Genomic DNA, 25,524 nt, shown 5'->3' with positions numbered 1-25,524 from the left:
ATTTAATTTTTTATTAGCTGCATAGAATGGCTGCGCTGGGAGCAATCAATAATATTGACGCCGTTCCAGGCTAATTCTTGTTCCAGCTCTTTGTCTTTTAATTGGTCAGTAATAAGGAAGTCCACATCGCGATAATGGCAAATACGCGCGAATGAGGGCCGCAGGAATTTACTTCCGTCAAGCAGCAGATGCTTTCTTTCCGCTGCTAATAACATCTGTTGTTTTAAATGTGCGTTGTTTTCGTTACCTTCACGTAAATAACCGTCATTGCCTAAACTGCTACAGGAAAAAAAGATCTTATTAATCTGAAATTCCCTGAGCGGCTGCTCAGCGACGACGCCGTGGAAATCTTCATAACGGTCTGAATATTCTCCACCCAGGCAGATAGTGCGGATGCTGCCGCGTGCTGCAAGGGTTTGCACTATTCGGATTGAATTGGTTAACACCGTTAATTCAATATCCGGAAGCTGTCGCGCTAAATACCAGCAAGTGGTGCTGCTATCGAGTAATATACAATCCCCTGGGCTAATGAAATCGAGTGCACGTTTGGCGATAACCATCTTTGCATCGACGTTTTCATTTACCCGCTGGCGGAAAGATAAATCATACTCGTTAACACCTCTTGTATTTCCCTGAATGTTGGCGGCCTGTCTTTTTGCTGGTACCGCACCTCCGTGGCTGCGCTGTAACAGACCACGTTTCTCCAGCTGAGTTAAATCACGACGAATAGTTTCTTGTGAAACCTGACATAACGTGACTAATTCAGCGACAATGACCCGACCATTTAAATTTAATTCATCAATAATTCGCTGCTGTCTTTCAATCGGCAACATGACTCCCTCCGATGGTTATAAATTACTGGATAGTGCCGCAGGAAAGTGTGGGCTGCGCACGAGTCCGCAGTCGTCAAAATGCCTGACCCCAGTAGAGTGATTTGGATCTGCTTTTTATGTAAATGAGATGTCTGGTTATCAAAAATAAGTGACACGAGTCACAACAATAAGCGTCATATGGCTTAATTGGCTATCTACGCGCGTTGAATGCCAACCATGGCAAATAAAGCTACCATGACCGCTTGTGACCGTTTATGTGTATTTGACCGTTTTGTGATGGTGCATCATTTGTCCGACGAATCCGATTGAGTACTAATCGTGCGAAAAGGATGATGGAGATATCGCGTTATCCCGTACCCGATCGACATAGGGTGACTGCTTTTGCAGCAGTTAACCCCGCTTTTAGGGCCGGCTCACAGTTTAGGCCTGCTGACAGCGTTCCCGTTGCGCTATCATTTTCTTTCCAGGAATTTGGGGACCGATTTTTTTAATGTCGTATTGGATGAAGTTACTGCTTTTATTGCCCTTCCTCTTTGTCGCGTGCGTACAGGCCGAACCGTTGCAAAAGTCGTTTTCTGACTGGCAGCTAACCTGTAACAATGCGGCTTTTTGCGTGGCGCGCAGTTTTCCCGGCGATAACGGCCTGGTGATGACACTCTCGCGTCATGCTGGCGTTAACGATCGTCCACTGCTGCGTATCGATTACGGCAGCGCCTACAGCGGTGAGCTACCGGGCGGTCCGCTAAAAGATAACCTGCTGCTCGATCAGCGCCGTTTAACGCCCGATCTGAAACACTGGACGGTAGAACCTCACCATCTCGCGACCAGCAATGCCATCGCTATTGACGAGTTTCTGGCTCAAACGCTGGATGCACAAAATCTGCAATTAACTTACAAGGCTAATGCCACCATTCCGCTCAGCGGTATGAAGGCAGCGCTGCTGTTGATGGATGATGTGCAGGGCAGGGTGAACGGTGCCAGCGCATGGGTGAAACGCGGCGATCGCGTGCAGTGGGACGTGCCGCCGCAGCCGCTACTGCCGCTGCTCCCAACGCCGTTGCCGCCGCCTGCGCCGTTGACTCAGGAAGAGACCAGCGGATTGATTGATTACGGCACCTGGCGCGTAAATACCGATAACTGCTCGCTCGATCCGCTGCGGCGCGAAGTGAGTGTCTCACCGCTCACCGACAGCAAAGCGCTGCTGCTGGTCAGCTGCGAAACCGGCGCTTATAACGTTATCGATTTGGCATTTGAAGTGACGCGTAGCGCGCCTTATGTGGCGCGCGGTCTGAGCTTAACGTTGCCATTCACCCCCGCTTCCCGCAGCGATAATCAGCTGGAGTTAGTCAATGCGGAGTTCGATGCCAGCAATGGCTTGCTCTACACCTTCAGTAAAGGGCGTGGCTTGGGAGATTGCGGTGTGGCAACGCGCTGGCAATTTGACGGCAACGAGTTTGTGCTGGCGGAATATGCGGAGGAGAAAACCTGTGATGCATGGCACAGCAGTGATGACTGGCCAACCTTGTGGGTTAGCCAATCGCAGAATGCAGTGCAATCGCGTTGAGATCGGTCATGCACAGAATTCAATCATCGCACATTCCGTAGCGGCGCGATTTATCGCGCAATGAATTGCGCCGCTACGATCTGTGGCACTCATCAGCGGATGGCTTTTACTGTCATAGGTGAACCGGACTGATTCCCCACCAGTTCGGTCAGCATATTGTTGACGCCATCGCTCATCGGGGTGAAACGCGTGAGCGGTGAACGCGTCACCACCACAAAGACGCCTACGTTGTGTTGCGGCACCATCGCCATATAGGTGATGAAGCCGCCGCCGCCGCCGGTTTTCTGAATAATCCCCGGACGCCCCTCCTTCGGTCCCATATATACCCAGCCCATGCCCAGCGCATCCGCGCGCCCCGGCACATCCATACCTTCTACTTTGGTTAATTGGTCACGGCGGTAAATCAGGGTTTGCAGGCGATCGATTTGTGGCGTGCGGTGATTCACGGCGGAATTGAGGAACTGCTGCATCCAGCGCCCCATATCGTCTGGCGTTGAGTAAACGCCACCGCTGCCGATGGCCGCCAGCGTGTTGTTACACGGGCTGGCGCCTTTTTCCGCCACCATCAGGCGCTGGCACTGATCCGGTGATGGCGTAAAAGTGGTGTCTTTCATACCGAGCGGACGTGTCACTAACTGCTGCAATAGCGCCGGATACGGCGTGCCTGCCGCCTTGGCCAGCGCATCACTCAGCAGATCGAAGCCGAGATTGGAATACGCCGCGCGCGAGCCGGGCGTCGCTTTCAGTTCGGCACCGCTCAGCCACTGCCAGCGATCGGATTTGGTTGGCCAGACAAACACCGGACGATGCGGTTTGCCGCCCGGCTGCTCGCGCGGCAGCCCGCTGGTGTGCGTGGACAGGTTAATCAGGCGAATCGGTTGTCCGTTATAGCTCGGCACGCGCGCGCCGGGTGGGGCATATTTGCTCAGCGGATCGTCAAGACGAATCTGGCCACGCTCGGCCATTTTCACCATCACTTCGCTGGTCATTAACTTGCTTAGTGAGGCGATACGAATGACGGAATCAGGCTGTGGACGCACGTTATTGCCGGGACGCGTGTCACCAAAGCTGGCGAAAACGCGCTGGTTACCATCAATAGCCACCAGCGCCATACCGGTGGCACCGCTGCCATAGAAAATGTGCTCGGCGTAGCGATCAACAATCTGTGAAGCCAGTAACGGATCGGGCGACGACTGCGCCATGCTTTTTAATGGAAGCACTGAAACCATTAAGGCCAGTAAAAAAGGGGTACGTTTTTTCAACGGGAAAGCGTCCGCTATCAGAATCGGAGGAAAGCTTATAGTAATCAGTTTGTGCGAGGCGTGAAGAGGGCAGAGCGGATTTTTTTCTGTATCAGGCTGTGATCAAAAAATGGCCCTTACGCCAAAAAGACGCAGGGCCAAATCAATCAGTGCGGCTTGAGTAAGGCTTCGGTGTGGCTGACGATGTTCTCGACGGTGAAGCCAAATTCCGGGAACAGTTTGCCAGCTGGTGCAGACTCACCGAAGGTGGTCATGCCGACAATCGCGCCGTCCAGACCGACATACTTGTACCAGTAATCGGCGATACCGGCTTCCACCGCCACGCGCGCTTTCACGCCGGATGGCAGTACCGATTCGCGATAGGCAGCATCCTGCTTATCAAACACGTCGGTGCTTGGTAGTGAAACCACGCGAATTTTATGGCCGCCAGCGGTCAGCTTCTCCGCTGCGCCCAACGCGATTTCGATCTCTGAACCGGTGGCGATGATGATCGCTTCTGGCGCACCGTCGCTGTCTTTCAGCACATAGCCACCGCGCGCGATATTCGCCACCTGTTCCTGGCTGCGTTCCGGCTGCAGCAGGTTTTGACGCGACAGAATCAGCGCCGTTGGGCCGTGATGGCGCTCAACGGCGGCTTTCCACGCGACGGCGGTTTCCACCTGATCGCACGGACGCCACAGGCTAAGGTTTGGCGTGACGCGCAGGCTGGCAATTTGCTCAACCGGCTGGTGCGTGGGACCATCTTCTCCGAGGCCGATCGAGTCATGCGTATACACCAATACCTGACGCGCTTTCATCAACGCCGCCATGCGCACCGCATTACGCGCGTACTCAACGAACATCAGGAAGGTGGCGGTATAAGGCACGAAGCCGCCGTGATGGGCGATACCGTTACCGATTGCCGTCATACCAAACTCACGCACGCCGTAGTGAATGTAGTTACCGGCAGTATCCTCTTTGATCGATTTCGAGCCCGACCAAATGGTGAGGTTACTTGGCGCCAGGTCGGCAGAACCGCCAAGGAATTCCGGCAGCAGCTTACCAAACACTTCCAGCGTATTTTGCGATGCTTTACGGCTGGCGATTTTTTGCGGATTAGCCTGTAGCTCTTCAACAAACTTCTGTACTTCGCTGTTCCAGTTGGCTGGCATTTCACCGTTCAGACGACGGCTAAACTCTTGTGCCAGCTCGGGATGTGCCTCTTTATACGCGGCAAATTTCTCATCCCAGGATTTCTCACGCTGTGCGCCCGCTTCTCTAGCATCCCACTGCTGATAAATCTCTTTCGGGATCTCAAACGGTGGATAGTGCCAGCCCAGTTTCTGCCGCGTCAGCGCCACTTCTTCTTCGCCCAGCGCCGCGCCGTGCGACTCCTCTTTACCGGCTTTATTCGGCGAGCCGAAGCCAATGGTGGTGCGGCAGATAATCAGCGACGGTTTATCGGTGACGCTTTGCGCTTCTTTAATTGCGGCAGCAATGGCTTCTGAATCGTGGCCGTCGATGCCTTCTGCGCTGCCGATCACATGCCAGTTATAGGCTTCGAAGCGTTTGTGGGTGTCATCGGTGAACCAACCTTCGGTTTCACCATCGATGGAAATACCGTTGTGATCGTAGAAGCCAATCAGTTTACCAAGGCCGAGCGTGCCGGCCAGCGAGCTGACTTCGTGCGAAATACCTTCCATCAAACAGCCATCGCCCATAAACACGTAGGTGTGATGGTCAACGATGTCATGGCCAGGACGGTTAAACTGCGCCGCCAGCGTACGTTCAGCAATCGCCAAACCGACCGCATTGGCTAAGCCCTGGCCCAGCGGCCCGGTGGTGGTTTCCACGCCTGGCGTGTAACCAATTTCCGGGTGACCGGGGGTTTTTGAATGCAGCTGACGGAAATTTTTCAGCTCTTCCATCGGCAGATCGTAGCCTGTGAGATGCAGCAAGCTGTAGAGCAGCATTGAGCCGTGACCGTTGGAGAGGATAAAGCGGTCACGATCGGCCCAGGCCGGGTTGTTCGGATTGTGCTTCAGGACATCGCGCCATAACACTTCGGCGATATCTGCCATGCCCATTGGCATGCCGGGGTGGCCGGAATTTGCTTTTTGAACCGCATCCATGCTGAGTGCACGAATCGCGTTAGCCAACTCTCTGCGTGAAGACATAAGGTTCTCCCTTGTGATTTGGCGATAGCGGATGAGCCGCTGCCCATCCGCCATAAGAGTGATTGCGGGTTACAGACGTGACGAGAGGACGTCTTCCAGCTTCTGTTGGTCGATGGCGAACTGACGGATGCCGTCTGACAGTTTTTCAACCGCCATCGGATCCTGATTATGTTCCCAACGGAATTCCGCTTCTGACAGTGAAGCCGGCTGATGGAAGCCTTCGGTTGATGGCTCCAGCTTGCGTTCCAGTGGCGCGTCGCTGTTGGCCAGCTCTTCCAGCAGATTTGGCGAAATGGTCAGGCGATCGCAGCCGGCAAGCGCCAGGATCTGTTCCACTTTACGGAAGCTGGCGCCCATAATGACGGTGCTGTAACGGTGCTTTTTGTAGTAATCGTAGATACGACGCACAGATTTCACGCCTGGATCTTCATCCACCACATACGGATCGATAGGTTTGCGTGAGTTGTACCAGTCGTAAATACGGCCAACGAACGGTGAAATCAGGAACACACCGGCTTCGGCACAGGCGCGCGCCTGGGCGAACGAGAACAGCAGCGTCAGGTTGCACTGAATACCATTTTTCTCCAGCTCCTCGGCGGCTTTGATGCCCTCCCAGGTGGAGGCCAGTTTGATCAGAATGCGTGAGCGATCGATACCGTGCTCTTCGTACAGACGCACCAGCTTCTCGGCTTTGGTGACACACATGCCACGATCGAAGGAGAGGCGCGCATCCACTTCGGTCGAAACACGGCCCGGCACGCTTTTCAGAATTTCCATACCGAGATTAATCGCCACTTTATCGCTGGCGTTGATAATTTGCGTCTCTTTGCTGCCGCCCTGTTTTTTTGCGTAGTCGATGGCGTCATCAATCAGGTGCTTGTAACCCTCGAGACCGGCGGCTTTCAGGATCAATGATGGGTTGGTGGTCGCGTCTTGTGGGTGATAATTGCGAATAGATTCAATGTCGCCACTGTCAGCCACCACGGTGGTGTACTGTTTTAATGCATCTAGCTGGTTCATCGCTTAACTCCTTGATTAGCAATAATGTGGGCAAACGTGCTGCACCCATTCCTGTTAAGTAGTGGTCCAACACAGTGCTACAGACGTTGCACGAAGAAAATGCGTTTTCTCTGATTGTGCCGTCGTGGCGCTTAAGAGGTGCGATAGTGAAAGGAGGACGGGCCTTAATCGGTTCAGCTACGCTTTTTGCCATCACTAAGAATAGCAGGCTGTGGCAAAGCCGCAGGCGAAGCGGTAGCAATCCGTGCCTTTCAGACTGCGCGTTCTTTGAGCGCCTTCACCCTCTTTTGCTGCACAGATTCCTATACTGAACGCTCATTTAGCTGCGCCACAGGATGCCTAATGGACGATCAACTCAAACAAAGCGCTCTCGATTTTCACCAATATCCCACCCCCGGAAAAATTCAGGTTTCACCCACCAAACCTTTAGCAACGCAGCGTGATTTGGCGCTGGCCTACTCGCCGGGCGTAGCTGCGCCCTGTCTGGAAATCGCCGCCGATCCGCTGGCCGCGGGCAAATACACCGCACGTGGCAATCTGGTGGCGGTGATCTCCAACGGCACCGCGGTGCTGGGGCTCGGCAACATTGGCGCGCTGGCGAGTAAGCCGGTAATGGAAGGCAAGGGCGTGCTGTTTAAAAAGTTCGCTGGCATCGATGTGTTCGATATCGAAATTGATGAGCACGATCCCGACAAGCTGATTGAAGTCATCGCCGCGCTGGAGCCGACCTTTGGCGGCATCAACCTGGAAGATATCAAAGCGCCGGAGTGTTTTTATATTGAGCAGCAGTTGCGCCAGCGCATGCAGATTCCGGTGTTTCACGACGATCAGCACGGCACGGCGATTATCTGCACCGCCGCAGTGCTTAACGGCTTAACCATCGTCAAAAAAGCCATTAGCGATGTGCGGCTGGTGGTATCCGGTGCGGGCGCCTCGGCCATCGCCTGCCTTAATCTGCTGGTGGCGCTCGGCATGCAGAAGCACAACATTGTGGTGTGTGATTCCAAAGGGGTGATCTATCGTCATCGCGAGCCCAACATGACGCCGACCAAAGCTGAATATGCGGTTGCCGACAGCGGCGCACGCACGCTGGATGAGGTGATTGGCGGCGCGGATATTTTCCTCGGCTGTTCCGGCCCTAAAGCGCTGACGCCGGAGATGGTGCAAAAGATGGCGCAGGATCCGCTGATTCTGGCACTCGCCAATCCTGAACCGGAAATTATGCCGCCGCTGGCGAAGCAGGTACGACCTGACGCCATTATCTGCACCGGGCGCTCTGATTTCCCTAATCAGGTAAACAACGTGCTGTGTTTCCCGTTTATCTTCCGCGGCGCGCTGGACGTGGGCGCTACGGCCATTAACGAAGAGATGAAGCTGGCGGCGGTGCATGCGATAGCGGCGTTAGCGCAGGCGGAGCAGAGCGATGTGGTGGCCTCAGCGTATGACGATCAAGACTTGAGTTTCGGTCCGGAATACCTGATTCCTAAACCTTTTGATCCGCGATTGATTGTGCAGATTGCGCCAGCGGTGGCAAAAGCGGCGATGGAATCTGGCGTGGCTACGCGGCCCATCGACGATTTTGATGCCTACCGTGAGAAGCTCACCGAGTTCGTCTACAAAACCAACCTGTTTATGAAGCCGATCTTCTCGCAGGCGCGCAAAGATCCGAAACGCGTGGTGATGGCGGAAGGGGAGGAGGTGCGCGTGCTGCACGCCACGCAGGAGCTGGTGACGCTCGGGCTGGCGAAGCCGATTCTGATTGGCCGTCCCAACGTGATCGCCATGCGCCTGCAAAAGCAGGGATTAAAAATCGAAGCGGGTAAGGATTTTGAGATCGTTAATAACGAGTCCGATCCGCGCTTCAAAGAGTACTGGAACGAGTATTACCAAATCATGAAACGGCGCGGCGTAACGCCGGAAACCGCCCAGCGTGCGGTGATCGGTAATCCGACGCTGATTGGTGCAATTATGGTCCATCGTGGAGAAGCCGACGCGCTGATCTGCGGCACCATCGGCGATTACCAGGAACACTACGATGTGGTGGAGAAAGTGTTTGGCCTGCGCGATGACGTGAAGGTAGCGGGCGCGATGAATGCATTGCTGCTGCCGAGCGGTAACACTTTTATCGCTGACACTTACGTTAATGAAGATCCCAGCGCCGAGCAGCTGGCGGATATTACGCTGCTGGCGGCGGAAACCGTGCGGCGCTTTGGGATTGAGCCGCGCGTGGCGCTGCTGTCACACTCCAGCTTTGGTACGTCCAACGCGCCGGGCGCACGTAAAATGCGCGAAATGCTGGCGCTGATCCAGCAACGTGCGCCGGATTTAGAGATTGATGGTGAGATGCACGGAGATGCCGCGCTGGTGGAGAGCATTCGCCGCGAACTGATGCCGGATAGCCCGCTAAAGGGCACCGCCAATTTGCTGATTATGCCCAACGTAGAAGCGGCGCGCATCAGCTACAACCTGCTGCGCGTCTCCTGTTCAGAAGGGGTCACCGTGGGGCCAGTGTTGATGGGAATCAGCAAGCCGGTACATGTGTTGACGCGTATTGCCTCGGTGCGGCGTATTGTGAATATGGTGGCGTTAGCGGTAGTAGAGGCGCAGACCGAACCGTTGTGAAACCAGGTCGCCATTAATGGCGACCTGACGAGTTATGCCAACCAATCCTTCACCGGCAAAAAATCGCGGTATAACGCGCCTTCGGGAGAGTTGGCTTCCGGTTGATAATCATATTCCCAGCGCACCAGCGGCGGCATCGACATCAAAATGGATTCGGTGCGGCCGCCGGTTTGCAGGCCAAACAGCGTACCGCGATCCCATACCAGATTGAATTCTACATAGCGACCGCGACGATAGAGCTGGAACTGGCGCTCGCGATCGCCCCACGGCAACGCTTTGCGCTTCGCCACAATCGGCAGATAGGCCTGAGAGAAACCGTTGCCCACCGCTTGCATAAAATCGAAGCAATAGTCGAAATCCGGCGTGTTCAGGTCGTCATAAAACAGCCCACCGATGCCGCGCTGCTCGTCGCGATGCTTGAGGTAGAAGTAATCGTCACACCATTTTTTGTAGCGTGGATAGATATCCTCGCCAAACGGCTGGCACAGATCGTGGGCGGTTTGATGCCAGTGCAGCGCATCCTCTTCGAAACCGTAATAGGGCGTGAGATCGAATCCGCCGCCGAACCACCAAACGGGATCGGCACCTGGTTTTTCTGCAATAAAAAAGCGCACGTTGGCGTGGCTGGTGGGGACGTAAGGGCTTTCCGGATGCACCACCAGCGACACGCCCATTGCTTCAAAGCTGCGACCCGCCAACTCGGGGCGATGCGCGGTGGCGGAGGCCGGCATTTGGTCGCCATGCACATGTGAAAAGTTCACGCCCGCTTGTTCAAATACCGCACCATTACGCAACACGCGGCTGCGTCCGCCGCCGCCGCCGGGGCGCTGCCACTCATCTTCAGCAAAGCTCGCCTTGCCATCTTCCGCCGCTAATTGGGCGCAAATATCATCCTGCAGCGCCAGCAAAAAGGCTTTGACGCGGGAAATATCGGGATTGCTCATCAGTTACTCGTTCCGGAAATTTGCCGCGATTCTATCACAGGAAAAAGCTAGGCTTCGCGACGATCGACCTCATCAAAGTAACGGGAGATGCCATCGGCAATAGCGCTGGCGATTTTCTGCCGAAATGCCTGGGTGCCGAGCAGCTGCTCTTCGCGCGGATTGGTAATAAAGGAGGTTTCAACCAATACCGAAGGAATCGACGGCGATTTCAGCACGGCAAAAGCCGCCTGCTCGGTGTGCTGGCTGTGCAGATGATGCACCGGGCGGATCTGATCCAGCACGTGCTTGCCGAGCGTCAGGCTGTTACGGATGGTGTCGGTCTGCACCAGATCGAACAGAATCTGGTTGAGGTAATGATCTTTATCCTGCACTTCGGCGCCGCCCACTTTGTCAGCATCGTTTTCACGCTGCGACAGGTAGCGCGCCATTGCACTGCTGGCTCCGCGGTTGGAGAGCGCAAACACCGACGCGCCGTTGGCGTCCGGGCTGGTATAGCCGTCGGCGTGAATCGACATAAACAGATTGGCGCCATGCTGGTGAGCGATCTCAACACGCTGATAAAGCGGAATAAAGTGGTCGCTTTCGCGCGTCAGGCGGACTTCGATGCGCGGATGCGATTGCAGCAACGTTTTCACGGTATTGGCGATGGCAAGAACGATATGTTTCTCTTCGGAGCCTTCTTCACCCACCGCGCCGGAATCAATGCCGCCGTGACCGGGATCGATCATCACGATACGTTTGCCATTAGCGGCGGGTTTCGGTGGCGTATGGCGCGAGTTGACGCGCAGAGTGCTGTTCTCTTCCGTTGCCTGCACGGCGCGCGGCGACAACACCGCCAGCGCTAAACCGGAAAGAATCAGTTGGCGACGGTTGGTAAGGCGCTTAAGCAGTGAAATCTTCTTCATTAACGGGTCCATGACAGGTAAATCCTGCCCAATGTTATAGCGTAACAATGCCCAGGCGGCGACCTCGTAACTATTTCAAGCGTTTACTTTCTATTGCAACTGACTAACAGAAATGTCGCGCTTTTTTTGCACCGTTGTGTCGCCTGAGGGTTGCGCCTGGCAAAGAATGCGTGATAATCAGCGAATTGTGCCTAACAGCAGGGTAACGCCGATGGAAATCCGTTCTTTCCGCCAGGAAGATTTTGAAGAAGTGATCACGCTCTGGGAGCGTTGCGATTTGTTACGCCCCTGGAACGATCCGGAGCTGGATATTGAACGCAAAATGAACCACGACCCGGAACTGTTTCTGGTGGCGGAAGTCGGCGGTGAAGTAGTCGGTACGCTGATGGGCGGCTATGACGGTCACCGCGGTTCTGTCTACTATCTGGCGGTACATCCCGATTATCAGGGGCGTGGTTTTGCCAATGCGTTGATGAATCGTCTGGAGAAGAAGCTGATCGCGCGCGGCTGTCCAAAAATCAATTTGATGGTGCGCGAAGAGAACGATCAGGTGGTGGCATTTTATGAGAAGCTGGATTACGAGCCGGTGGACGCGTTGCTGCTGGGCAAGCGTTTAATTGAAGATCGTGAGTATTAATGATCGGTTTGAAATACCTTCCTGAAGAGTACGATGCGAAAGGGCAGCTGCGGCTGCCATTTCTTTTTTGGCTGATTCTGTTATTGCAGGCGCGCACCTGGCTGCTGCTGGTGATGGCGGGCGCCTCTCGCCAGCAGGGCAACGATTTGCTGGCGCTGTTCTATCCCGATCGCCAAAGCTTCTGGCTGGGACTGGCATTAGGCATCCCGGCGGCCATCGGTTTGTTGTTGACGGGCTATCGTCAGCGCTGGCCGCGTCTGTGGCAAAGCTGGCGTCACGTATTGAGTGCGTCGCTGCTGATAAGCCTGCTGTGGCAAGGCTCCAGCTTGCTGCAGGGGGCGTTTCCCGACTCACCGCTGCCGCTGTTATTGACGCTTTTCGATTTGCTCGCCTTGTTCTGGCTGCAAACCCAACGGCGGCTACGCGACTGCTTTCTACCAGAGCATCAGCACGTCGAGTAAACTTTTTGCCGGTTTGTGACTCCAACAGGCACGCCAATCGGCTTAGCAGATCAAGGAGTTTTCATGAAAGTTGTTCGTCACGCACTGCTGGTTAGCAGCATGGTTCTGGCTGGCTGCGCCAGTTCGGGTTCTTCTACCAGCGCGAGCGAAAGCCATTGGTACAATCCACTCAGCTATCACTGGTCTGCGCTAAATCCATTGGGCTGGTTTGGCGGATCGCTTGAGGTGACCGAACAAGGCGTGGCGGGCCTGACAAGCACCACGGCGATGTCGGAGGAGGCCATCAATAAAGCGCTAAACGGCGATTATAAACTGCGTCAGGGCATGCGCACGCAGAATGGTCAGGTGGTCGATTTCTGGCAGGCGCTGGATGGCGACAACGTCAAATTGGTGATTAACGGCACTACCAGCGTTGAGCGTATTGAAGTGCAGGATGCCGATGCTAAAGCGACAGACGGCAGCAAGATTGGCGACCTGTTCAGTGAAAAATTCAGCAAAGCGTTTAATAACTGCAAAATGGCTTCGGGTTTGGATGCGCATGATGTTGAATGCCGTGCACCGGGCAGCCAGCATATTTTCTTTGTCTACAGCGGTGAATGGCATGGCCCTGAAGGTTTGATGCCATCTGACGATACCCTAAAAAGCTGGAAAATCAGTAAGATCGTCTGGCAGCGTTAATCGATTAAAAGTTGCGTAAACGCACACTGAGTGCGCGGCTTTCCGGTATGATACGGGCGAAAAAATACCGTCTAACCTTCATGCCGGAGAGCACATTCATGTCTCAGTTTCAGAGCGGTATCCTGCTGGAACACCGCCGATTCGCCATTTGGCTCGAAGCCCGCGTTACGGGCGATCTTGATGCGCTACGTCAGGGCAGCAAATCCTTCTTAAAGCAGCTCAATGCGCTGCAATCCCAATTCAGTCAGGCTGGATTAGGCGCGGTGATCGCTTTTGGTGATGCGCTGTGGCGCGATCTACAGGGCAGCGCCTCCGCGCCAGAGCTCAAACCTTTCGCGCCGTTGGGGAAAGGTATTGCGCCTGCGACCCAACGCGATGTGCTGATCCACATTCAATCACAGCGGCATGACGTGAATTTCGCGCTGGCGCAGGCTGCCATCGGCGCCTTTGCGGATGCCGTTAATATTGAAGAAGAGACGCACGGTTTCCGTTGGATAGAAGATCGTGACCTTTCCGGCTTTGTTGACGGCACGGAAAACCCACAGGGCGAGGCGCGCCAACAGGTAGCGATTATTGGTGAAGGTCCGGATGCTGGCGGCAGCTATGTGTTTACTCAGCGCTGGGAGCACAATCTCCAACTGTGGAATCGTCTGGCGGTAGAAAAGCAGGAAGCGATCATTGGGCGTACTAAAGCGACCAATGAAGAGCTACCGGGCGATCAACGTCCGGAGACTTCACATCTCAGCCGTGTCGATCTGAAAGAACAGGGCAAGGGCCTGAAGATTCTGCGTCAAAGTCTGCCTTACGGCAGCGCCAGCGGTAAGCACGGCTTGTACTTCATTTCCTACTGTCATCGACTGTATAACATTGAGCAGCAGTTGCTGAGCATGTTCGGCGAGCGCGACGGCAAAATGGATGCCATGCTGCGCTTCACTAAGCCGGTCAGCGGTAGCTACTTTTTTGCGCCGTCGCTGGCGGCGTTGCACGCGATTTGATTAAGGTAGGGCGCCATAAATGGCGCCCCTACGAAATCTCGCATTGTGGTGTCGCCATTTATGGCGACCTGTTTAACCCGGTTCAATCCCATCCGCTGCATAAACTCTCCCGCCGTCTTATGCTTTTTTAAACTTTGAAATCCCTAAACGATATATAAAACCGTTACAGCTTTCTCCTGAGTTATAAATACACTGACTGCATCTAATGACATTGGCGTAATGGCCGTCTTTCAGGGTGCAGCATGACACTTCCGATTTCGAAAAAATGGCTTGGCGGTATCGCGCTCTCGCTGAGTATCGCGAGTGCGGCGCAGGCGACCGAGTTGCTCAACAGTTCATATGATGTTTCACGCGAACTGTTCGTAGCCCTGAATGCGCCCTTTGAAAAGCAGTGGGACGCTGCGCATCCCAATGACAAGTTGACGATCAAGCAATCGCATGCCGGTTCTTCCAAGCAGGCGCTGGCGATTCTGCAAGGTCTGCGCGCTGATGTGGTGACCTACAATCAGGTAACGGATGTGCAGGTGCTGCATGACAAAGGCCAGCTGATTCCGGCTGACTGGCAACAACGTTTACCCAACAACAGCTCGCCGTTTTACTCCACCATGGCATTTCTGGTGCGTAAAGGTAACCCAAAGCAGATTCACAGCTGGGCCGATCTGGCTCGCGACAACGTGAAGCTGATCTTCCCTAATCCTAAAACGTCAGGCAACGGACGCTATACCTATCTTGCCGCGTGGGGCGCTGCCGATCAGGCTGATGGTAAAGATAAAGCCAAAACTGAAGCCTTCATGACAAAATTTTTGAAGAACGTCGAGGTGTTTGATACCGGCGGTCGTGGCGCAACGACCACCTTTGCCGAGCGCGGCTTAGGTGATGTGCTGGTAAGCTTTGAATCGGAAGTGAATAATATCCGCAATCAGTACGGTAAAGATCAGTATGAAGTGATCGTACCGGAAACGAATATTCTGGCGGAATTCCCGGTGGCGTGGGTCGACAAAAATGTCGAACACAATGGCACCGCTGATGCCGCTAAAGCCTATCTGAATTATCTCTACACGCCTGAGGCGCAGAAAATCATCACCAGCTATTACTATCGCGTAAATAACCCACAGCTGATGGCGCAGCAGAAAGACCGCTTCCCGCAGACCAAACTGTTCAACGTCAACGATGCCTTTGGCGGCTGGGATAACGTGATGAAAGTCCATTTTGGTTCAGACGGTGAGCTGGACAAATTACTGGCAGCGGGGCGCGGATAATGTTCGCGCTGGCGCAAAAACGAGTCTTGCCTGGCTTTGGCTTGAGCCTTGGCACCAGCCTGTTGTTCACCTGCCTGATTCTGCTGCTGCCGATCAGCGCGTTACTGATGCAACTGTCGCAGATGACGCTGACGCAATATTGGGATGTGATTACGCATCCGCAGCTGATCGCCGCGTATAAAGTGACGATTCTGGCGGCGGGGGTGGCATCACTGTTCAATGCGGTATTTGGCATGCTGATGGCGTGGATTTTGACGCGCTATCGCTTCCCGGGCCGCACGCTGCTGGATGGCTTGATGGACCTGCCGTTTGCATTACCCACCGCAGTCGCGGGGTTGACGCTGGCGGGCCTGTTTTCGGTAAACGGCTGGTACGGTCAGTGGCTGGCGCATTTTGATATCAAAGTTTCTTACACCTGGCTCGGCATCGCCGTCGCCATGGCCTTCACCAGCATCCCATTTGTGGTGCGTACCGTGCAGCCAGTGCTGGAAGAGTTAGGACCGGAATATGAAGAAGCCGCAGAAACTCTTGGCGCTACGCGCTGGCAGAGTTTCCGGCGCGTAGTGCTGCCTGAAGTCGCACCGGCTTTACTGGCGGGTACCGCGCTGTCGTTTACCCGCAGCATTGGCGAGTTTGGTGCGGTGATCTTTATCGCCGGTAACATTGCCTGGAAAACGGAAGTGACGTCGTTGATGATTTTTGTCCGCCTGCAGGAGTTCGATTACCCGGCAGCGAGCGCGATTGCTTCAGTGATTATGGCGGCTTCTCTGCTGCTGCTGTTTGCGATCAACACCCTGCAGAGCCGCTTTGGCCGTCGCTTAGGAGGCCACTGATGGCGGAGATTTCACACCTCAATCACGCCGATCGCCAGCCCATTAACTGGGGCAAGTGGCTGCTGATTGGCATCGGCGCGCTGGTTTCCCTGCTGCTGCTGGTGGTGCCGATGGTGTCCATCTTTTGGGAAGCGCTTAATCAGGGCTTAGTGGCTTCACTGACTAACCTGAAAGATGGCGACATGCTGCACGCCATCTGGCTGACCCTCTTAGTGGCGCTGATTACCGTGCCGGTGAATATGGTGTTCGGTACGCTGCTGGCGTGGCTGGTGACGCGTTTTACCTTTCCGGGTCGCCAACTGCTGCTGACACTTTTTGATATCCCCTTTGCCGTGTCGCCGGTGGTTGCTGGCTTGATGTATCTGCTGTTCTGGGGCGTTAACGGCACGGCAGGTGGCTGGCTGGATGCACACAATATCCAGATTATGTTCTCCTGGCCCGGCATGGTGCTGGCCACCATCTTCGTTACCTGCCCGTTTGTGGTGCGCGAATTGGTGCCGGTGATGCTCAGCCAGGGTAGCCACGAAGACGAGGCGGCGGTGCTGCTTGGCGCATCCGGCTGGCAGATGTTCCGCCGCGTGACGCTGCCGAACATCCGCTGGGCACTGATGTACGGCGTGGTGCTGACTAACGCACGTGCGATTGGTGAGTTTGGTGCGGTCTCGGTGGTTTCGGGATCGATACGCGGCGAAACCTATACCTTGCCGCTTCAGGTTGAATTACTGCATCAGGATTACAACACCGTGGGCGCCTTTACCGCCGCCGCGCTGCTGACCCTGATGGCAATTGTGACGCTGTTTCTGAAAAGCGTGGTGCAGTGGCGATTAGAGCATCAGCAGAAGCGCCTACAGGAGGAAAATCGTGAGCATTGAGATTAAACAAATTAACAAAGCGTTTGACCGCACGTCGGTACTGAACGACATCTCTCTGGATATTCCTTCCGGCAAGATGGTGGCGCTGCTGGGACCGTCCGGTTCCGGGAAAACCACGCTGCTGCGCATTATCGCCGGGCTGGAACATCAGAACAGCGGCCAGATCCATTTTAATGGCAAAGACGTGAGCCGCATCCATGCGCGCGATCGCCAGGTCGGCTTCGTCTTCCAGCATTACGCGCTGTTCCGTCACATGACGGTATTCGACAACATTGCTTTTGGTTTGACCGTACTGCCGCGCCGTGAACGGCCGAATGCGGCAGAGATCAAAAAGCGCGTAACGCGTCTGCTGGAGATGGTGCAGCTGGGCCATCTGGCAAATCGTTTCCCGGCACAGCTTTCGGGCGGCCAAAAGCAGCGTGTGGCACTGGCACGTGCGCTGGCGGTCGAGCCGCAAATTCTGCTGCTGGATGAACCGTTTGGTGCGCTGGATGCGCAGGTGCGTAAAGAGCTGCGCCGTTGGCTGCGTCAACTGCACGAAGAGTTGAAGTTTACCAGCGTGTTCGTCACCCACGATCAGGAAGAGGCGATGGAAGTGGCCGACACCGTGGTGGTGATGAGCCAGGGCAATATCGAACAGGTGGGTACGCCTGATGACGTGTGGCGCGATCCGGCTACTCGCTTTGTGCTGGAGTTTCTCGGTGAAGTGAACCGCTTTAATGGTGAAGTGCATGGTTCGCAGTTCCACGTTGCCGCACATCGCTGGCCGCTGGGCTATACGCCTGCACATCAGGGCGAAGTCGAGCTGTTCCTGCGTCCATGGGAAATTGATATTTCACGCCAGAGTAGCCTGGAAACACCGCTGCCGGTGCAGGTGCTGGAAATTAGCCCGCGCGGCCACTTCTGGCAGCTGGTCGTGCAGCCAAGTGGCTGGCAGGGCGACGTCTTCTCCGTGGTGTTCGATGGCGATCATACTGCGCCGATTCGCGGTGAACGCTTGTTTGTCGGCCTGCAACAGGCCCGCATCTATCATGGCACTACGCCGCTAAGCCCGGTTGCCTTTGCCGAGAGCGCCTGATATTTTTGACACTCCTTCGGGCGGGACTTTCCCGCCCGAATTATTTGCCTCTCTTTCGTCTGGAATCAAACGTGACCACACTGGAAAATACCATCGGCAATACGCCGTTGATTAAGTTGCAGCGCCTGACGCCTGACAACGGCAGCGAAATCTGGCTAAAGCTGGAAGGCAACAATCCAGCCGGCTCGGTGAAAGACCGTGCGGCCTGGTCGATGATTCATCAGGCGGAGCTGCGCGGTGAGATTAAACCGGGTGATACCTTAATCGAAGCGACCAGCGGTAACACGGGCATTGCGCTGGCGATGATTGCGGCGATGAAAGGCTACAAGCTGCGTTTGCTGATGCCCGATAACATGAGCCAGGAACGTCAGGATGCGATGCGCGCCTACGGTGCTGAATTGCTGCTGGTGACGCGTGAGCAGGGCATGGAAGGGGCGCGGGATCGGGCACAGGCGATGGCCGATCGCGGCGAGGGTCGCGTGCTGGATCAGTTCAACAATCCCGATAATCCGCTAGGACACTATCTCACCACCGGCCCGGAAATCTGGCAGCAAACTCATGGGCGCATGACGCATTTTGTCTCCAGCATGGGCACTACCGGCACGATTACCGGCGTGGGACGTTACCTTAAAGAGTTTGCGCCGACGGTGCAGGTGATTGGCCTGCAGCCGCAAGAGGGCAGTAGCATTCCCGGTATTCGTCGCTGGCCGGAAGCTTATCTGCCCGGTATCTTTCGTCCGGAACTGGTGGATCAGGTGATTGATATGACGCAGCGTGAAGCCGAAGAGACAATGCGAGCGCTGGCTCAGCGTGAAGGTATTTTTTGTGGCGTCAGTTCTGGCGGTGCGGTAGCGGGCGCATTGCGTATTGCTGCAGCTCAACCTGGCAGCGTGGTGGTCGCGATTGTGTGCGATCGCGGCGATCGTTATCTCTCCACTGGCGTTTTCCACTGAGTCATTATTCCCGCATTTTATCTGGCCTGTGCCTACCCTAATGGTGCGCACAGGCCATTCTTGTCTATAGTCTCCGTAATAATCGTCTGTAAGGATCGCGTAAAACCGGCTGCGTTCGTAATGAACTCAGGACAAAATAGCGGCAATTTTGTACGAGAGATAAAGATGAAAATTCTGCTTGTTGATGATGATGTAGAACTCGGCACCATGTTGAGCCAATACCTGATTGCGGAAGGTTTTGAAACACAACTGGTTTTAACCGGTCACGCTGGCGTGGAAGGTGCGTTATCCGGCAACTATACCGCGATGATTCTCGACATCATGCTGCCCGATATGAGCGGCATTGATGTGCTGCGGCAGGTGCGTCAGAACAGCCGCTTACCGGTGATTATGTTGACGGCCAAAGGAGACAACATCGATCGCGTGATTGGTCTCGAAATGGGCGCAGACGATTACATGCCAAAACCGTGCTATCCGCGTGAACTGGTGGCTCGTTTGCGCGCGGTACTGCGCCGCTTTGAAGATCAGGCTCCGGTGCCCGATAAGAAAGAGCTGCTGCGCTGGGGTGATTTGAGCCTCAATCCGGCTACGCGGATTACTGAATGGCAGGGCAAAGCATTTGATCTCACCGCATCCGAGTTTAATTTGCTGGATCTGTTGCTGCGTGCGCCGGATCGCGTGGTATCGAAAGATGAGCTATCGGAAAAAGGCCTTGGTCGCCCACGTGAAGCGTACGATCGCAGCGTGGATGTGCATATCAGCAACATTCGCCAAAAGCTGGCAGCGTTAACGGCTGACAGCGTCAATATTGAAACCGTGCGCAGTATTGGTTACCGCATTCGATGAAACACAGCTATCGCGGCCGCATGTTCTGGAAGATTTTGCTGGGCTTCTGGATTGTGTTTGTCATTATCAGCCAGCTGCTGTGGCTTGGCTTTACGTTATCGGGTAATCGCCACGAGCCACCGGAGATCGTCGCTATTCGACGCATCGTTAATCTGCAAATGGCATCGGCGGTTTCGGTACTGGAACGCGGTGGCTTAAGTTCGCTGGACGATATGATGGCGGATTGGGAACCTAACGATCGTCAATTTTTCTCCGTTATTCAGCATGATAAACCCGTCGCGATGCCTGGTAATGCGCCGCCTGAAACCTTTAGTGCCCCGTTTCATGGACCTTTCCCTGATGTGATTGTGCGTTGGGTGAAAGGGCAGGATGGCAAGCAATACGAACTGCGCTATGACGTGAAGGGGCTGCGCGAAGACAGTTCGATGGGCGGTGGCCGTCCGCGACGTATCCTCAATATCCCGGAGCCGATGTTTACCTTTGCCGGTGCGCTGGGATTACTGTTCAGCCTGCTGCTGGCATGGAACCTGACACGCCCTATGCGTCAGCTGCGAGAGGGCTTTGCGCGCGTGTCCAGCGGTGATCTGTCGGTGCGCCTCTATCCGGTGATGCGTAAGCGCCATGACGAGCTTTCAAATGTTGCACAAGATTTCGATGCGATGGTCGAGCGGCTTGATACGTTGGTGAAAGCGCGTGAAGAGCTGCTGCACGATATTTCGCACGAGCTGCGCTCACCGTTGGCGCGTCTACAACTGGCGACCGGCCTTGCGCGTCAAACGCCAGCCTCGGTGGAATCCTCGCTCAACCGCATTGATGAAGAAGCGCGCCGTCTGGATAAGATGATTGGCGAGCTGTTGACGCTGTCGCGAGCCGAACATGAGAGCATGCCGGGCGAGCAATATTTCGACCTCACCGGCCTGTTGCACGCGGTGGTCACCGACGTTCGCTATGAGGCTCAGATCCCCGGTGTGAAAGTTGATTTCCAGGTTGATGAAAATGCGGATTATACCGTGCACGGTAATGCCGAGTTGATTCGGCGTGGCGTAGAGAATGTGCTGCGCAATGCGCTGCGTTTTTCGCATAAAGGGCAGCATATCAATGTGAGTCTACAGGCGGAAAATCAGTGGCTGGCGATCAGCGTGCGCGATCAGGGGCCCGGAGTGGATGATGAGAAGCTGTCGAGCATCTTCGATCCCTTTGTGCGCGTGAATTCGCCCTTGATGGGCAAAGGTTACGGTTTAGGGCTATCGATTGTCCGGAAAGTGATTCTGGCACATCACGGTGAAGTTAAGGCGGTCAATCGCCCGGAAGGGGGATTGGAGTTGACGTTAAGGCTGCCGCGCTGGAAGCAGCAGTGATTTCGTCTGGTATTAGCGATCGCATTGCATTGTTGCGGCTGTAAAACAAAAACGGCACCCAGTGGGTGCCGTTTTTTTATTATCACGAATCAGCCGAAGCTTACTTCTTGATGCGGATAACCGGCGTCTCGCCTACCGTTACCTGACCGGAGAGTTTGATGAGCTCTTTAATTTCGTCCATATTCGAGATCACAACCGGCGTCAGCGTCGATTTCGCTTTCTCTTCCAGCAGTGCCAGATCAAACTCGATCACCACGTCGCCTTTCTTGACCTTCTGGCCTTCTTCAGCGATGCGTTTGAAACCTTCACCTTTAAGCTCAACCGTGTCGATACCGAAGTGAACGAACAGCTCGATACCATTATCAGACTCGATTGAAAATGCGTGGTTAGTTTCGAAAATCTTGCCGATAGTACCATCAACCGGAGCAACCATTTTGTTACCGGTTGGTTTGATTGCGATACCGTCACCCACGATTTTCTCAGCGAATACCACATCAGGTACGTCTTCGATATTTACGATTTCGCCTGACAGAGGCGCAACGATATCAATAGTGCCTGACGCGCTCTCTGATTTTTCGCCAAAAAGTTTAGAAAACAAACCCATGATCTTCTCCTAAGCAGTAATTTGAGGCTAGCGTCCGTGGATCAGCAGAGCGTTTTTTCTTTAATGAATTTGTTAACTAAATTCATTAAATCATCCGCTGTCGGTTGATCCAGAGCCTGCTCCGCCAATGCCTTCGCATCTTCGAAATTAGTATTACGAATAATCTTCTTGATGCTTGGGATTGAAATGGCGCTCATGCTGAATTCATCCAGCCCCATTCCCAGTAACAGTAGTGTAGCACGTTCATCACCAGCCAGCTCACCACACATGCCGGTCCATTTCCCTTCGGCATGTGATGCATCGATCACTTGCTTAATGAGACCGAGAACAGACGGTGACATTGGGTTATAGAGGTGTGAAATCAAATCATTACCACGATCGACCGCCAGAGTATACTGCGTCAGGTCATTTGTCCCAATACTAAAGAAGTCGACTTCTTTCGCCAGATGGCGAGCAATCACTGCGGAAGCTGGCGTTTCTACCATGATGCCCACTTCAATGGTCTCATCAAAGGATTTGCCTTCTTCACGCAATTGCGTTTTCAGCAGCTCCAGCTCGCCTTTCAGGATGCGAACTTCTTCTACTGAAATAATCATTGGGAACATGATGCGCAGTTTGCCGAAAGAGGAGGCACGCAGAATAGCGCGCAGCTGCGCATGCAGGATCTCTTTACGGTCCATCGCGATACGGATGGCGCGCCAGCCGAGGAACGGGTTGTCCTCTTTCGGCAGGTTCATGTAAGGCAGATCTTTGTCGCCACCGATGTCCATGGTACGCACGATAACCGCTTGTGAACCGACTGCTTCAGCTACCGCTTTGTAAGCCTGGAACTGCTCTTCTTCAGTTGGCAATGAATCACGGTCCATAAACAGGAATTCAGTGCGGTATAAGCCTACGCCTTCCGCGCCGTTACGCTCTGCACCTGCTACGTCACGTACTGTACCGATGTTGGCACAGACCTCAACCTGATGGCCGTCCAGCGTAATCGCTGGCAGATCTTTCAGTTTTGCTAGCTCATGTTTCTCAGACAGATACTGTGTCTGGATGGCTTTCAGTTCTTCCTGTACTTCTTCAGTAGGATTGACGTAAACCTTGTTGTTTACGCCATCCAGAATCAGGAAATCGCCGTTTTTAACAGTGGCAGTCACGTTGCCGGTACCAACAATCGCTGGTAGCTCAAGCGAACGCGCCATGATCGAGGTGTGAGAGGTACGTCCACCCAGATCGGTAATAAAGCCCAGCACCTTTTTCAGGTTCAGCTGTGCGGTTTCTGACGGCGTTAAATCTTTGGCCACCAGAATAGATTCTTCAGCAATCGCGCTCAGATCGACGATGTGCAGTCCAAGAATGTTCTGCAGCAGACGCTTACCGATATCACGCACGTCAGCGGCGCGCTCTTTCAGGTATTCGTCATCCAGCTCTTCCAGCGCAACGGCCTGGCCTTCAACCACAGAATGTGCGGCAGCGTCAGCAGTAGCGTGATCTTTCTTGATGAGGTCGATGATTTCCTGCTCAAGCTCTTCGTCTTCGAGCAGCATGATGTGACCTTCAAAGATCGCAGCTTTCTCTTCACCGAAGGTTTCACCGGCTTTAATGCGAATGGCTTCGAGCTGTGTAGCAGCTTTGCTGCGTCCATCGAGGAAGCGCTGAACTTCCTGCTCAACCTGATCGTCGGTAATTTTTTTACGACTGATGACGATCTCATCTTCTTTCAGCAGGAGTGCGTTGCCGAAAGCGATACCCGGTGATGCTAAAATGCCTGAAATCATAACCCTACCTTTTAATCACGATGGCTCATTGACCCAATGCGTCGCCACTGTCGCGGAGCAGTACTCTAAGGAAGCAAGAACGCGGACAGGTTGTCCGCGATCAAGATATTTGCACTCAATGGGGCAAAGGGGTCGGTTTTGTCGCGAACTGAGCCGGTTACTCCAGCTCAGCCATCAGCTTAACCAGGTGCTCAACCGCTTGCTGCTCGTCTTCACCTTCGGCAGACAGCGTAACAACCGTACCCTGAGTCAGACCCAAAGTCTGCAGTTTGAACAGGCTTTTCGCGCTGGCCGATTTGCCGTTGGAAGTCACAGTGATTTCTGACTGGAAAGCCTTGGCTTCTTTAACGAACTGAGCTGCAGGACGGGTATGAAGGCCGTTAGGTGCGGTAATGGTAACTTCTTGCTGGAACATTCTATTTCCCCAACTTTATCAGGTTTGGTGTTATGGATCTAAAGTCTAGCCTGGAGCCGTAACTTTAGCCTGTATAGGTGCGCTGGTATGGCATAAAGCTGACCAAAAAATGCGCTTGAATAAGTAGGTCATTAACCTGGAAAGATCAAAAACCGCACTGATTCGTCACTCTTCTCATTATGCCGTGATTCGCCGTTTAGCCAAATCAGTAAATCGATTCAGCTTGATCCACTTCAAAGGCAGATTAATTTCAGGCACCGAAATAATTGGAAGCTTAAATACCAGAGCCCTATCACTGAAAGCAATCTGTCTGGTGATAAAAGTGAGATCTGCGCCACAAAAAAGCACCCATGCGGGTGCTTTTTTCATCAGTTTCAGACTTTGTACATCATTGCTGCAGTTCTTTCTCGGTGAAGAGATCGGCAAACAGTGCGGTACTTAAATAACGTTCGCCCGAGGAGGGCAGGATCACCACAATATTCTTATTGGCGAAGGCTTCGTCTTCCTGCAGCTTAAGGGCGGCTGCCACAGCAGCGCCTGACGATATTCCCGCCAAAATCCCTTCTTCTTCCATTAACTGGCGTGCCGTGCTGATGGCTTCTTCATTGGTGATCGCCACCACGCGATCGATCAGTTTCAGATCAAGGTTGCCAGGAATGAAGCCAGCACCAATACCCTGAATTTTATGCGGGCCAGGTTTTATCTCTTCGCCAGCCAACGCCTGAGCAATGACCGGAGAATCGGTTGGTTCAACCGCAACGGTAATCAGGTCTTTCTTGCCTTTGGTATTTTTGATGTAGCGGCTTACGCCAGTCAGTGTGCCACCAGTGCCGACGCCGGCGATAAATACGTCCACCTCACCATCGGTATCTTCCCAGATTTCTGGTCCGGTAGTTTTCTCGTGGATTTCTGGATTCGCTGGATTGCTGAATTGCTGTAACAGCACATATTTATCGGGATCGCTGGCTACAATCTCTTCGGCTTTCGCAATGGCACCTTTCATGCCTTTTGGGCCTTCAGTGAGCACCAGATTCGCGCCTAGTGCTTTCAGCAGCTTGCGACGCTCAATTGACATAGTCTCCGGCATCGTCAGCGTCAGCTTGTAACCGCGCGCAGCCGCCACGTAAGCCAGGGCAATACCGGTGTTGCCGCTGGTCGGTTCAACCAGCTCAACGCCCGGCTTCAAAATACCGCGTTTTTCCGCGTCCCAAATCATATTGGCACCGATACGGCATTTGATGCTGAAGCTCGGGTTACGTGACTCGACCTTAGCCAGAATGCGGCCGTTACCGATGCGGTTCAGTCGAACCAGCGGCGTATGACCAATTGTCAGAGAGTTGTCTTCATAGATCTTACTCATAGCTCGTCCTTAACTGTATGAAATATTGGGAACCCTCAGAGCATACCTTTTCTTCCGATGTGCGGAAGGAAAGAAATCGTATATCTATATAGCGCACAAC

At 54.0% G+C, this 25,524-nt stretch carries 23 protein-coding genes; 13 read left to right on the top strand and 10 right to left on the bottom strand.

What is annotated here, in order from left to right; all coding sequences use genetic code 11:
• Nucleotides 1-2: 2 nt before the first annotated feature.
• A complete protein-coding gene (locus tag AC07WB_RS13905; RefSeq protein WP_097096491.1) occupies nt 3-833 on the bottom strand; it encodes a DeoR/GlpR family DNA-binding transcription regulator in 831 nt (276 codons plus the stop codon).
• 490 nt (nt 834-1,323) lie between these two features.
• On the opposite strand from AC07WB_RS13905, the gene AC07WB_RS13900 reads away from it, so the two are divergent.
• Entirely contained in the window at nt 1,324-2,397 is a 1,074-nt protein-coding gene (locus tag AC07WB_RS13900) for a DUF1176 domain-containing protein (protein ID WP_097096492.1), read from the top strand.
• A gap of 92 nt (nt 2,398-2,489) precedes the next feature.
• Here the strand turns inward: AC07WB_RS13900 and ampH are convergent, their stop codons facing one another.
• The 3 genes from ampH to tal all read right to left on the bottom strand — a co-directional run bounded on the left by ampH (nt 2,490) and on the right by tal (nt 6,835).
• Nucleotides 2,490-3,659 (bottom strand): D-alanyl-D-alanine-carboxypeptidase/endopeptidase AmpH, encoded by a 1,170-nt coding sequence (gene ampH / locus AC07WB_RS13895; protein ID WP_097096493.1) that lies wholly within the window; start codon nt 3,657-3,659, stop codon nt 2,490-2,492.
• A gap of 146 nt (nt 3,660-3,805) precedes the next feature.
• Nucleotides 3,806-5,815: a transketolase gene (gene tkt / locus AC07WB_RS13890; protein WP_494940684.1), complete on the bottom strand. Its 2,010-nt coding sequence runs from the start codon at nt 5,813-5,815 to the stop codon at nt 3,806-3,808.
• Between the two features lie 69 nt (nt 5,816-5,884).
• On the bottom strand, nt 5,885-6,835 hold the full coding sequence (gene tal, locus AC07WB_RS13885; RefSeq protein WP_097096495.1) for a transaldolase: 951 nt from the start codon (nt 6,833-6,835) through the stop codon (nt 5,885-5,887).
• A 342-nt stretch (nt 6,836-7,177) separates the two neighbouring features.
• Here tal and maeB point away from each other — a divergent pair, with 342 nt between their 5' ends.
• Nucleotides 7,178-9,457, top strand: coding sequence for an NADP-dependent oxaloacetate-decarboxylating malate dehydrogenase (gene maeB / locus AC07WB_RS13880; RefSeq protein WP_494940683.1), 2,280 nt, complete (start codon nt 7,178-7,180; stop codon nt 9,455-9,457).
• 32 nt (nt 9,458-9,489) lie between these two features.
• Here the strand turns inward: maeB and hemF are convergent, their stop codons facing one another.
• Nucleotides 9,490-10,401, bottom strand: a complete 912-nt coding sequence (hemF, locus tag AC07WB_RS13875; RefSeq protein ID WP_494940682.1) for an oxygen-dependent coproporphyrinogen oxidase — start codon at nt 10,399-10,401, stop codon at nt 9,490-9,492.
• 47 nt (nt 10,402-10,448) lie between these two features.
• Nucleotides 10,449-11,306 (bottom strand): N-acetylmuramoyl-L-alanine amidase AmiA, encoded by an 858-nt coding sequence (amiA, locus tag AC07WB_RS13870; RefSeq protein ID WP_097097670.1) that lies wholly within the window; start codon nt 11,304-11,306, stop codon nt 10,449-10,451.
• 211 nt (nt 11,307-11,517) lie between these two features.
• On the opposite strand from amiA, the gene AC07WB_RS13865 reads away from it, so the two are divergent.
• The 11 genes from AC07WB_RS13865 (at nt 11,518) to AC07WB_RS13815 (ending at nt 21,276) form a co-directional block, all read left to right on the top strand.
• Nucleotides 11,518-11,943 (top strand): GNAT family acetyltransferase, encoded by a 426-nt coding sequence (locus AC07WB_RS13865; protein ID WP_097096498.1) that lies wholly within the window; start codon nt 11,518-11,520, stop codon nt 11,941-11,943.
• The gene (locus AC07WB_RS13860) at nt 11,943-12,404 is read left to right on the top strand and encodes a DUF2919 domain-containing protein (protein WP_097096499.1); all 462 of its coding nucleotides are present in this window, start codon (nt 11,943-11,945) and stop codon (nt 12,402-12,404) included. The genes AC07WB_RS13865 and AC07WB_RS13860 overlap by 1 nt, the downstream gene beginning before the upstream one ends.
• 63 nt (nt 12,405-12,467) lie before the next feature.
• On the top strand, nt 12,468-13,082 hold the full coding sequence (locus AC07WB_RS13855; protein ID WP_494940681.1) for an RpoE-regulated lipoprotein: 615 nt from the start codon (nt 12,468-12,470) through the stop codon (nt 13,080-13,082).
• 98 nt (nt 13,083-13,180) lie between these two features.
• Complete coding sequence (locus AC07WB_RS13850) at nt 13,181-14,077, top strand: Dyp-type peroxidase (RefSeq protein WP_097096501.1); 897 nt, start codon at nt 13,181-13,183, stop codon at nt 14,075-14,077.
• Between the two features lie 242 nt (nt 14,078-14,319).
• The gene (locus AC07WB_RS13845; protein ID WP_494940680.1) at nt 14,320-15,336 is read left to right on the top strand and encodes a sulfate ABC transporter substrate-binding protein; all 1,017 of its coding nucleotides are present in this window, start codon (nt 14,320-14,322) and stop codon (nt 15,334-15,336) included.
• Nucleotides 15,336-16,169 (top strand): sulfate/thiosulfate ABC transporter permease CysT, encoded by an 834-nt coding sequence (cysT, locus tag AC07WB_RS13840; RefSeq protein WP_097096503.1) that lies wholly within the window; start codon nt 15,336-15,338, stop codon nt 16,167-16,169. Before AC07WB_RS13845 ends, cysT begins: the two co-directional genes overlap by 1 nt.
• Nucleotides 16,169-17,041 carry a sulfate/thiosulfate ABC transporter permease CysW gene (gene cysW, locus AC07WB_RS13835; RefSeq protein WP_494940679.1) on the top strand — a complete coding sequence of 291 codons (873 nt, stop codon included), beginning with the start codon at nt 16,169-16,171 and terminating at the stop codon, nt 17,039-17,041. The genes cysT and cysW overlap by 1 nt, the downstream gene beginning before the upstream one ends.
• Nucleotides 17,031-18,119, top strand: a complete 1,089-nt coding sequence (cysA, locus tag AC07WB_RS13830; protein ID WP_097096505.1) for a sulfate/thiosulfate ABC transporter ATP-binding protein CysA — start codon at nt 17,031-17,033, stop codon at nt 18,117-18,119. The genes cysW and cysA overlap by 11 nt, the downstream gene beginning before the upstream one ends.
• Before the next feature lie 71 nt (nt 18,120-18,190).
• Nucleotides 18,191-19,072: a cysteine synthase CysM gene (cysM, locus tag AC07WB_RS13825; protein WP_345828799.1), complete on the top strand. Its 882-nt coding sequence runs from the start codon at nt 18,191-18,193 to the stop codon at nt 19,070-19,072.
• Between the two features lie 165 nt (nt 19,073-19,237).
• Nucleotides 19,238-19,918, top strand: a complete 681-nt coding sequence (locus AC07WB_RS13820; protein ID WP_097096507.1) for a response regulator transcription factor — start codon at nt 19,238-19,240, stop codon at nt 19,916-19,918.
• Complete coding sequence (locus AC07WB_RS13815; RefSeq protein WP_097096508.1) at nt 19,915-21,276, top strand: ATP-binding protein; 1,362 nt, start codon at nt 19,915-19,917, stop codon at nt 21,274-21,276. Before AC07WB_RS13820 ends, AC07WB_RS13815 begins: the two co-directional genes overlap by 4 nt.
• Before the next feature lie 100 nt (nt 21,277-21,376).
• On the opposite strand, the gene crr is transcribed toward AC07WB_RS13815, so the two are convergent.
• The 4 genes from crr to cysK form a co-directional block, all read right to left on the bottom strand.
• Nucleotides 21,377-21,880 (bottom strand): PTS glucose transporter subunit IIA, encoded by a 504-nt coding sequence (crr, locus tag AC07WB_RS13810; protein ID WP_097096509.1) that lies wholly within the window; start codon nt 21,878-21,880, stop codon nt 21,377-21,379.
• A 41-nt stretch (nt 21,881-21,921) separates the two neighbouring features.
• Entirely contained in the window at nt 21,922-23,649 is a 1,728-nt protein-coding gene (ptsI, locus tag AC07WB_RS13805; RefSeq protein WP_097096510.1) for a phosphoenolpyruvate-protein phosphotransferase PtsI, read from the bottom strand.
• A 157-nt stretch (nt 23,650-23,806) separates the two neighbouring features.
• A complete protein-coding gene (gene ptsH, locus AC07WB_RS13800) occupies nt 23,807-24,064 on the bottom strand; it encodes a phosphocarrier protein Hpr (protein ID WP_007889063.1) in 258 nt (85 codons plus the stop codon).
• Nucleotides 24,065-24,452: 388 nt separating this feature from the next.
• On the bottom strand, nt 24,453-25,424 hold the full coding sequence (gene cysK / locus AC07WB_RS13795; protein ID WP_345828818.1) for a cysteine synthase A: 972 nt from the start codon (nt 25,422-25,424) through the stop codon (nt 24,453-24,455).
• Nucleotides 25,425-25,524: the final 100 nt, after the last annotated feature.

Source organism: Pantoea sp. GW821-FHT03E06, assembly GCF_059420725.1.
This window is presented reverse-complemented; position numbering and strand designations above follow the sequence as displayed.

Excerpts from the sequence above, each read along its gene's own strand:
- AC07WB_RS13905 (WP_097096491.1), bottom strand. The coding sequence starts at position 833 with ATGTTGCCGATTGAAAGACAGCAGCGAATTATTGATGAATTAAATTTA.
- AC07WB_RS13900 (WP_097096492.1), top strand. The coding sequence starts at position 1,324 with ATGTCGTATTGGATGAAGTTACTGCTTTTATTGCCCTTCCTCTTTGTC.
- tkt (WP_494940684.1), bottom strand. The coding sequence starts at position 5,815 with ATGTCTTCACGCAGAGAGTTGGCTAACGCGATTCGTGCACTCAGCATG.
- tal (WP_097096495.1), bottom strand. The coding sequence starts at position 6,835 with ATGAACCAGCTAGATGCATTAAAACAGTACACCACCGTGGTGGCTGAC.
- maeB (WP_494940683.1), top strand. The coding sequence starts at position 7,178 with ATGGACGATCAACTCAAACAAAGCGCTCTCGATTTTCACCAATATCCC.
- hemF (WP_494940682.1), bottom strand. The coding sequence starts at position 10,401 with ATGAGCAATCCCGATATTTCCCGCGTCAAAGCCTTTTTGCTGGCGCTG.
- amiA (WP_097097670.1), bottom strand. The coding sequence starts at position 11,306 with ATGAAGAAGATTTCACTGCTTAAGCGCCTTACCAACCGTCGCCAACTG.
- AC07WB_RS13865 (WP_097096498.1), top strand. The coding sequence starts at position 11,518 with ATGGAAATCCGTTCTTTCCGCCAGGAAGATTTTGAAGAAGTGATCACG.
- AC07WB_RS13860 (WP_097096499.1), top strand. The coding sequence starts at position 11,943 with ATGATCGGTTTGAAATACCTTCCTGAAGAGTACGATGCGAAAGGGCAG.
- AC07WB_RS13855 (WP_494940681.1), top strand. The coding sequence starts at position 12,468 with ATGAAAGTTGTTCGTCACGCACTGCTGGTTAGCAGCATGGTTCTGGCT.
- AC07WB_RS13850 (WP_097096501.1), top strand. The coding sequence starts at position 13,181 with ATGTCTCAGTTTCAGAGCGGTATCCTGCTGGAACACCGCCGATTCGCC.
- AC07WB_RS13845 (WP_494940680.1), top strand. The coding sequence starts at position 14,320 with ATGACACTTCCGATTTCGAAAAAATGGCTTGGCGGTATCGCGCTCTCG.
- cysT (WP_097096503.1), top strand. The coding sequence starts at position 15,336 with ATGTTCGCGCTGGCGCAAAAACGAGTCTTGCCTGGCTTTGGCTTGAGC.
- cysW (WP_494940679.1), top strand. The coding sequence starts at position 16,169 with ATGGCGGAGATTTCACACCTCAATCACGCCGATCGCCAGCCCATTAAC.
- AC07WB_RS13820 (WP_097096507.1), top strand. The coding sequence starts at position 19,238 with ATGAAAATTCTGCTTGTTGATGATGATGTAGAACTCGGCACCATGTTG.
- AC07WB_RS13815 (WP_097096508.1), top strand. The coding sequence starts at position 19,915 with ATGAAACACAGCTATCGCGGCCGCATGTTCTGGAAGATTTTGCTGGGC.
- crr (WP_097096509.1), bottom strand. The coding sequence starts at position 21,880 with ATGGGTTTGTTTTCTAAACTTTTTGGCGAAAAATCAGAGAGCGCGTCA.
- ptsI (WP_097096510.1), bottom strand. The coding sequence starts at position 23,649 with ATGATTTCAGGCATTTTAGCATCACCGGGTATCGCTTTCGGCAACGCA.
- ptsH (WP_007889063.1), bottom strand. The coding sequence starts at position 24,064 with ATGTTCCAGCAAGAAGTTACCATTACCGCACCTAACGGCCTTCATACC.
- cysK (WP_345828818.1), bottom strand. The coding sequence starts at position 25,424 with ATGAGTAAGATCTATGAAGACAACTCTCTGACAATTGGTCATACGCCG.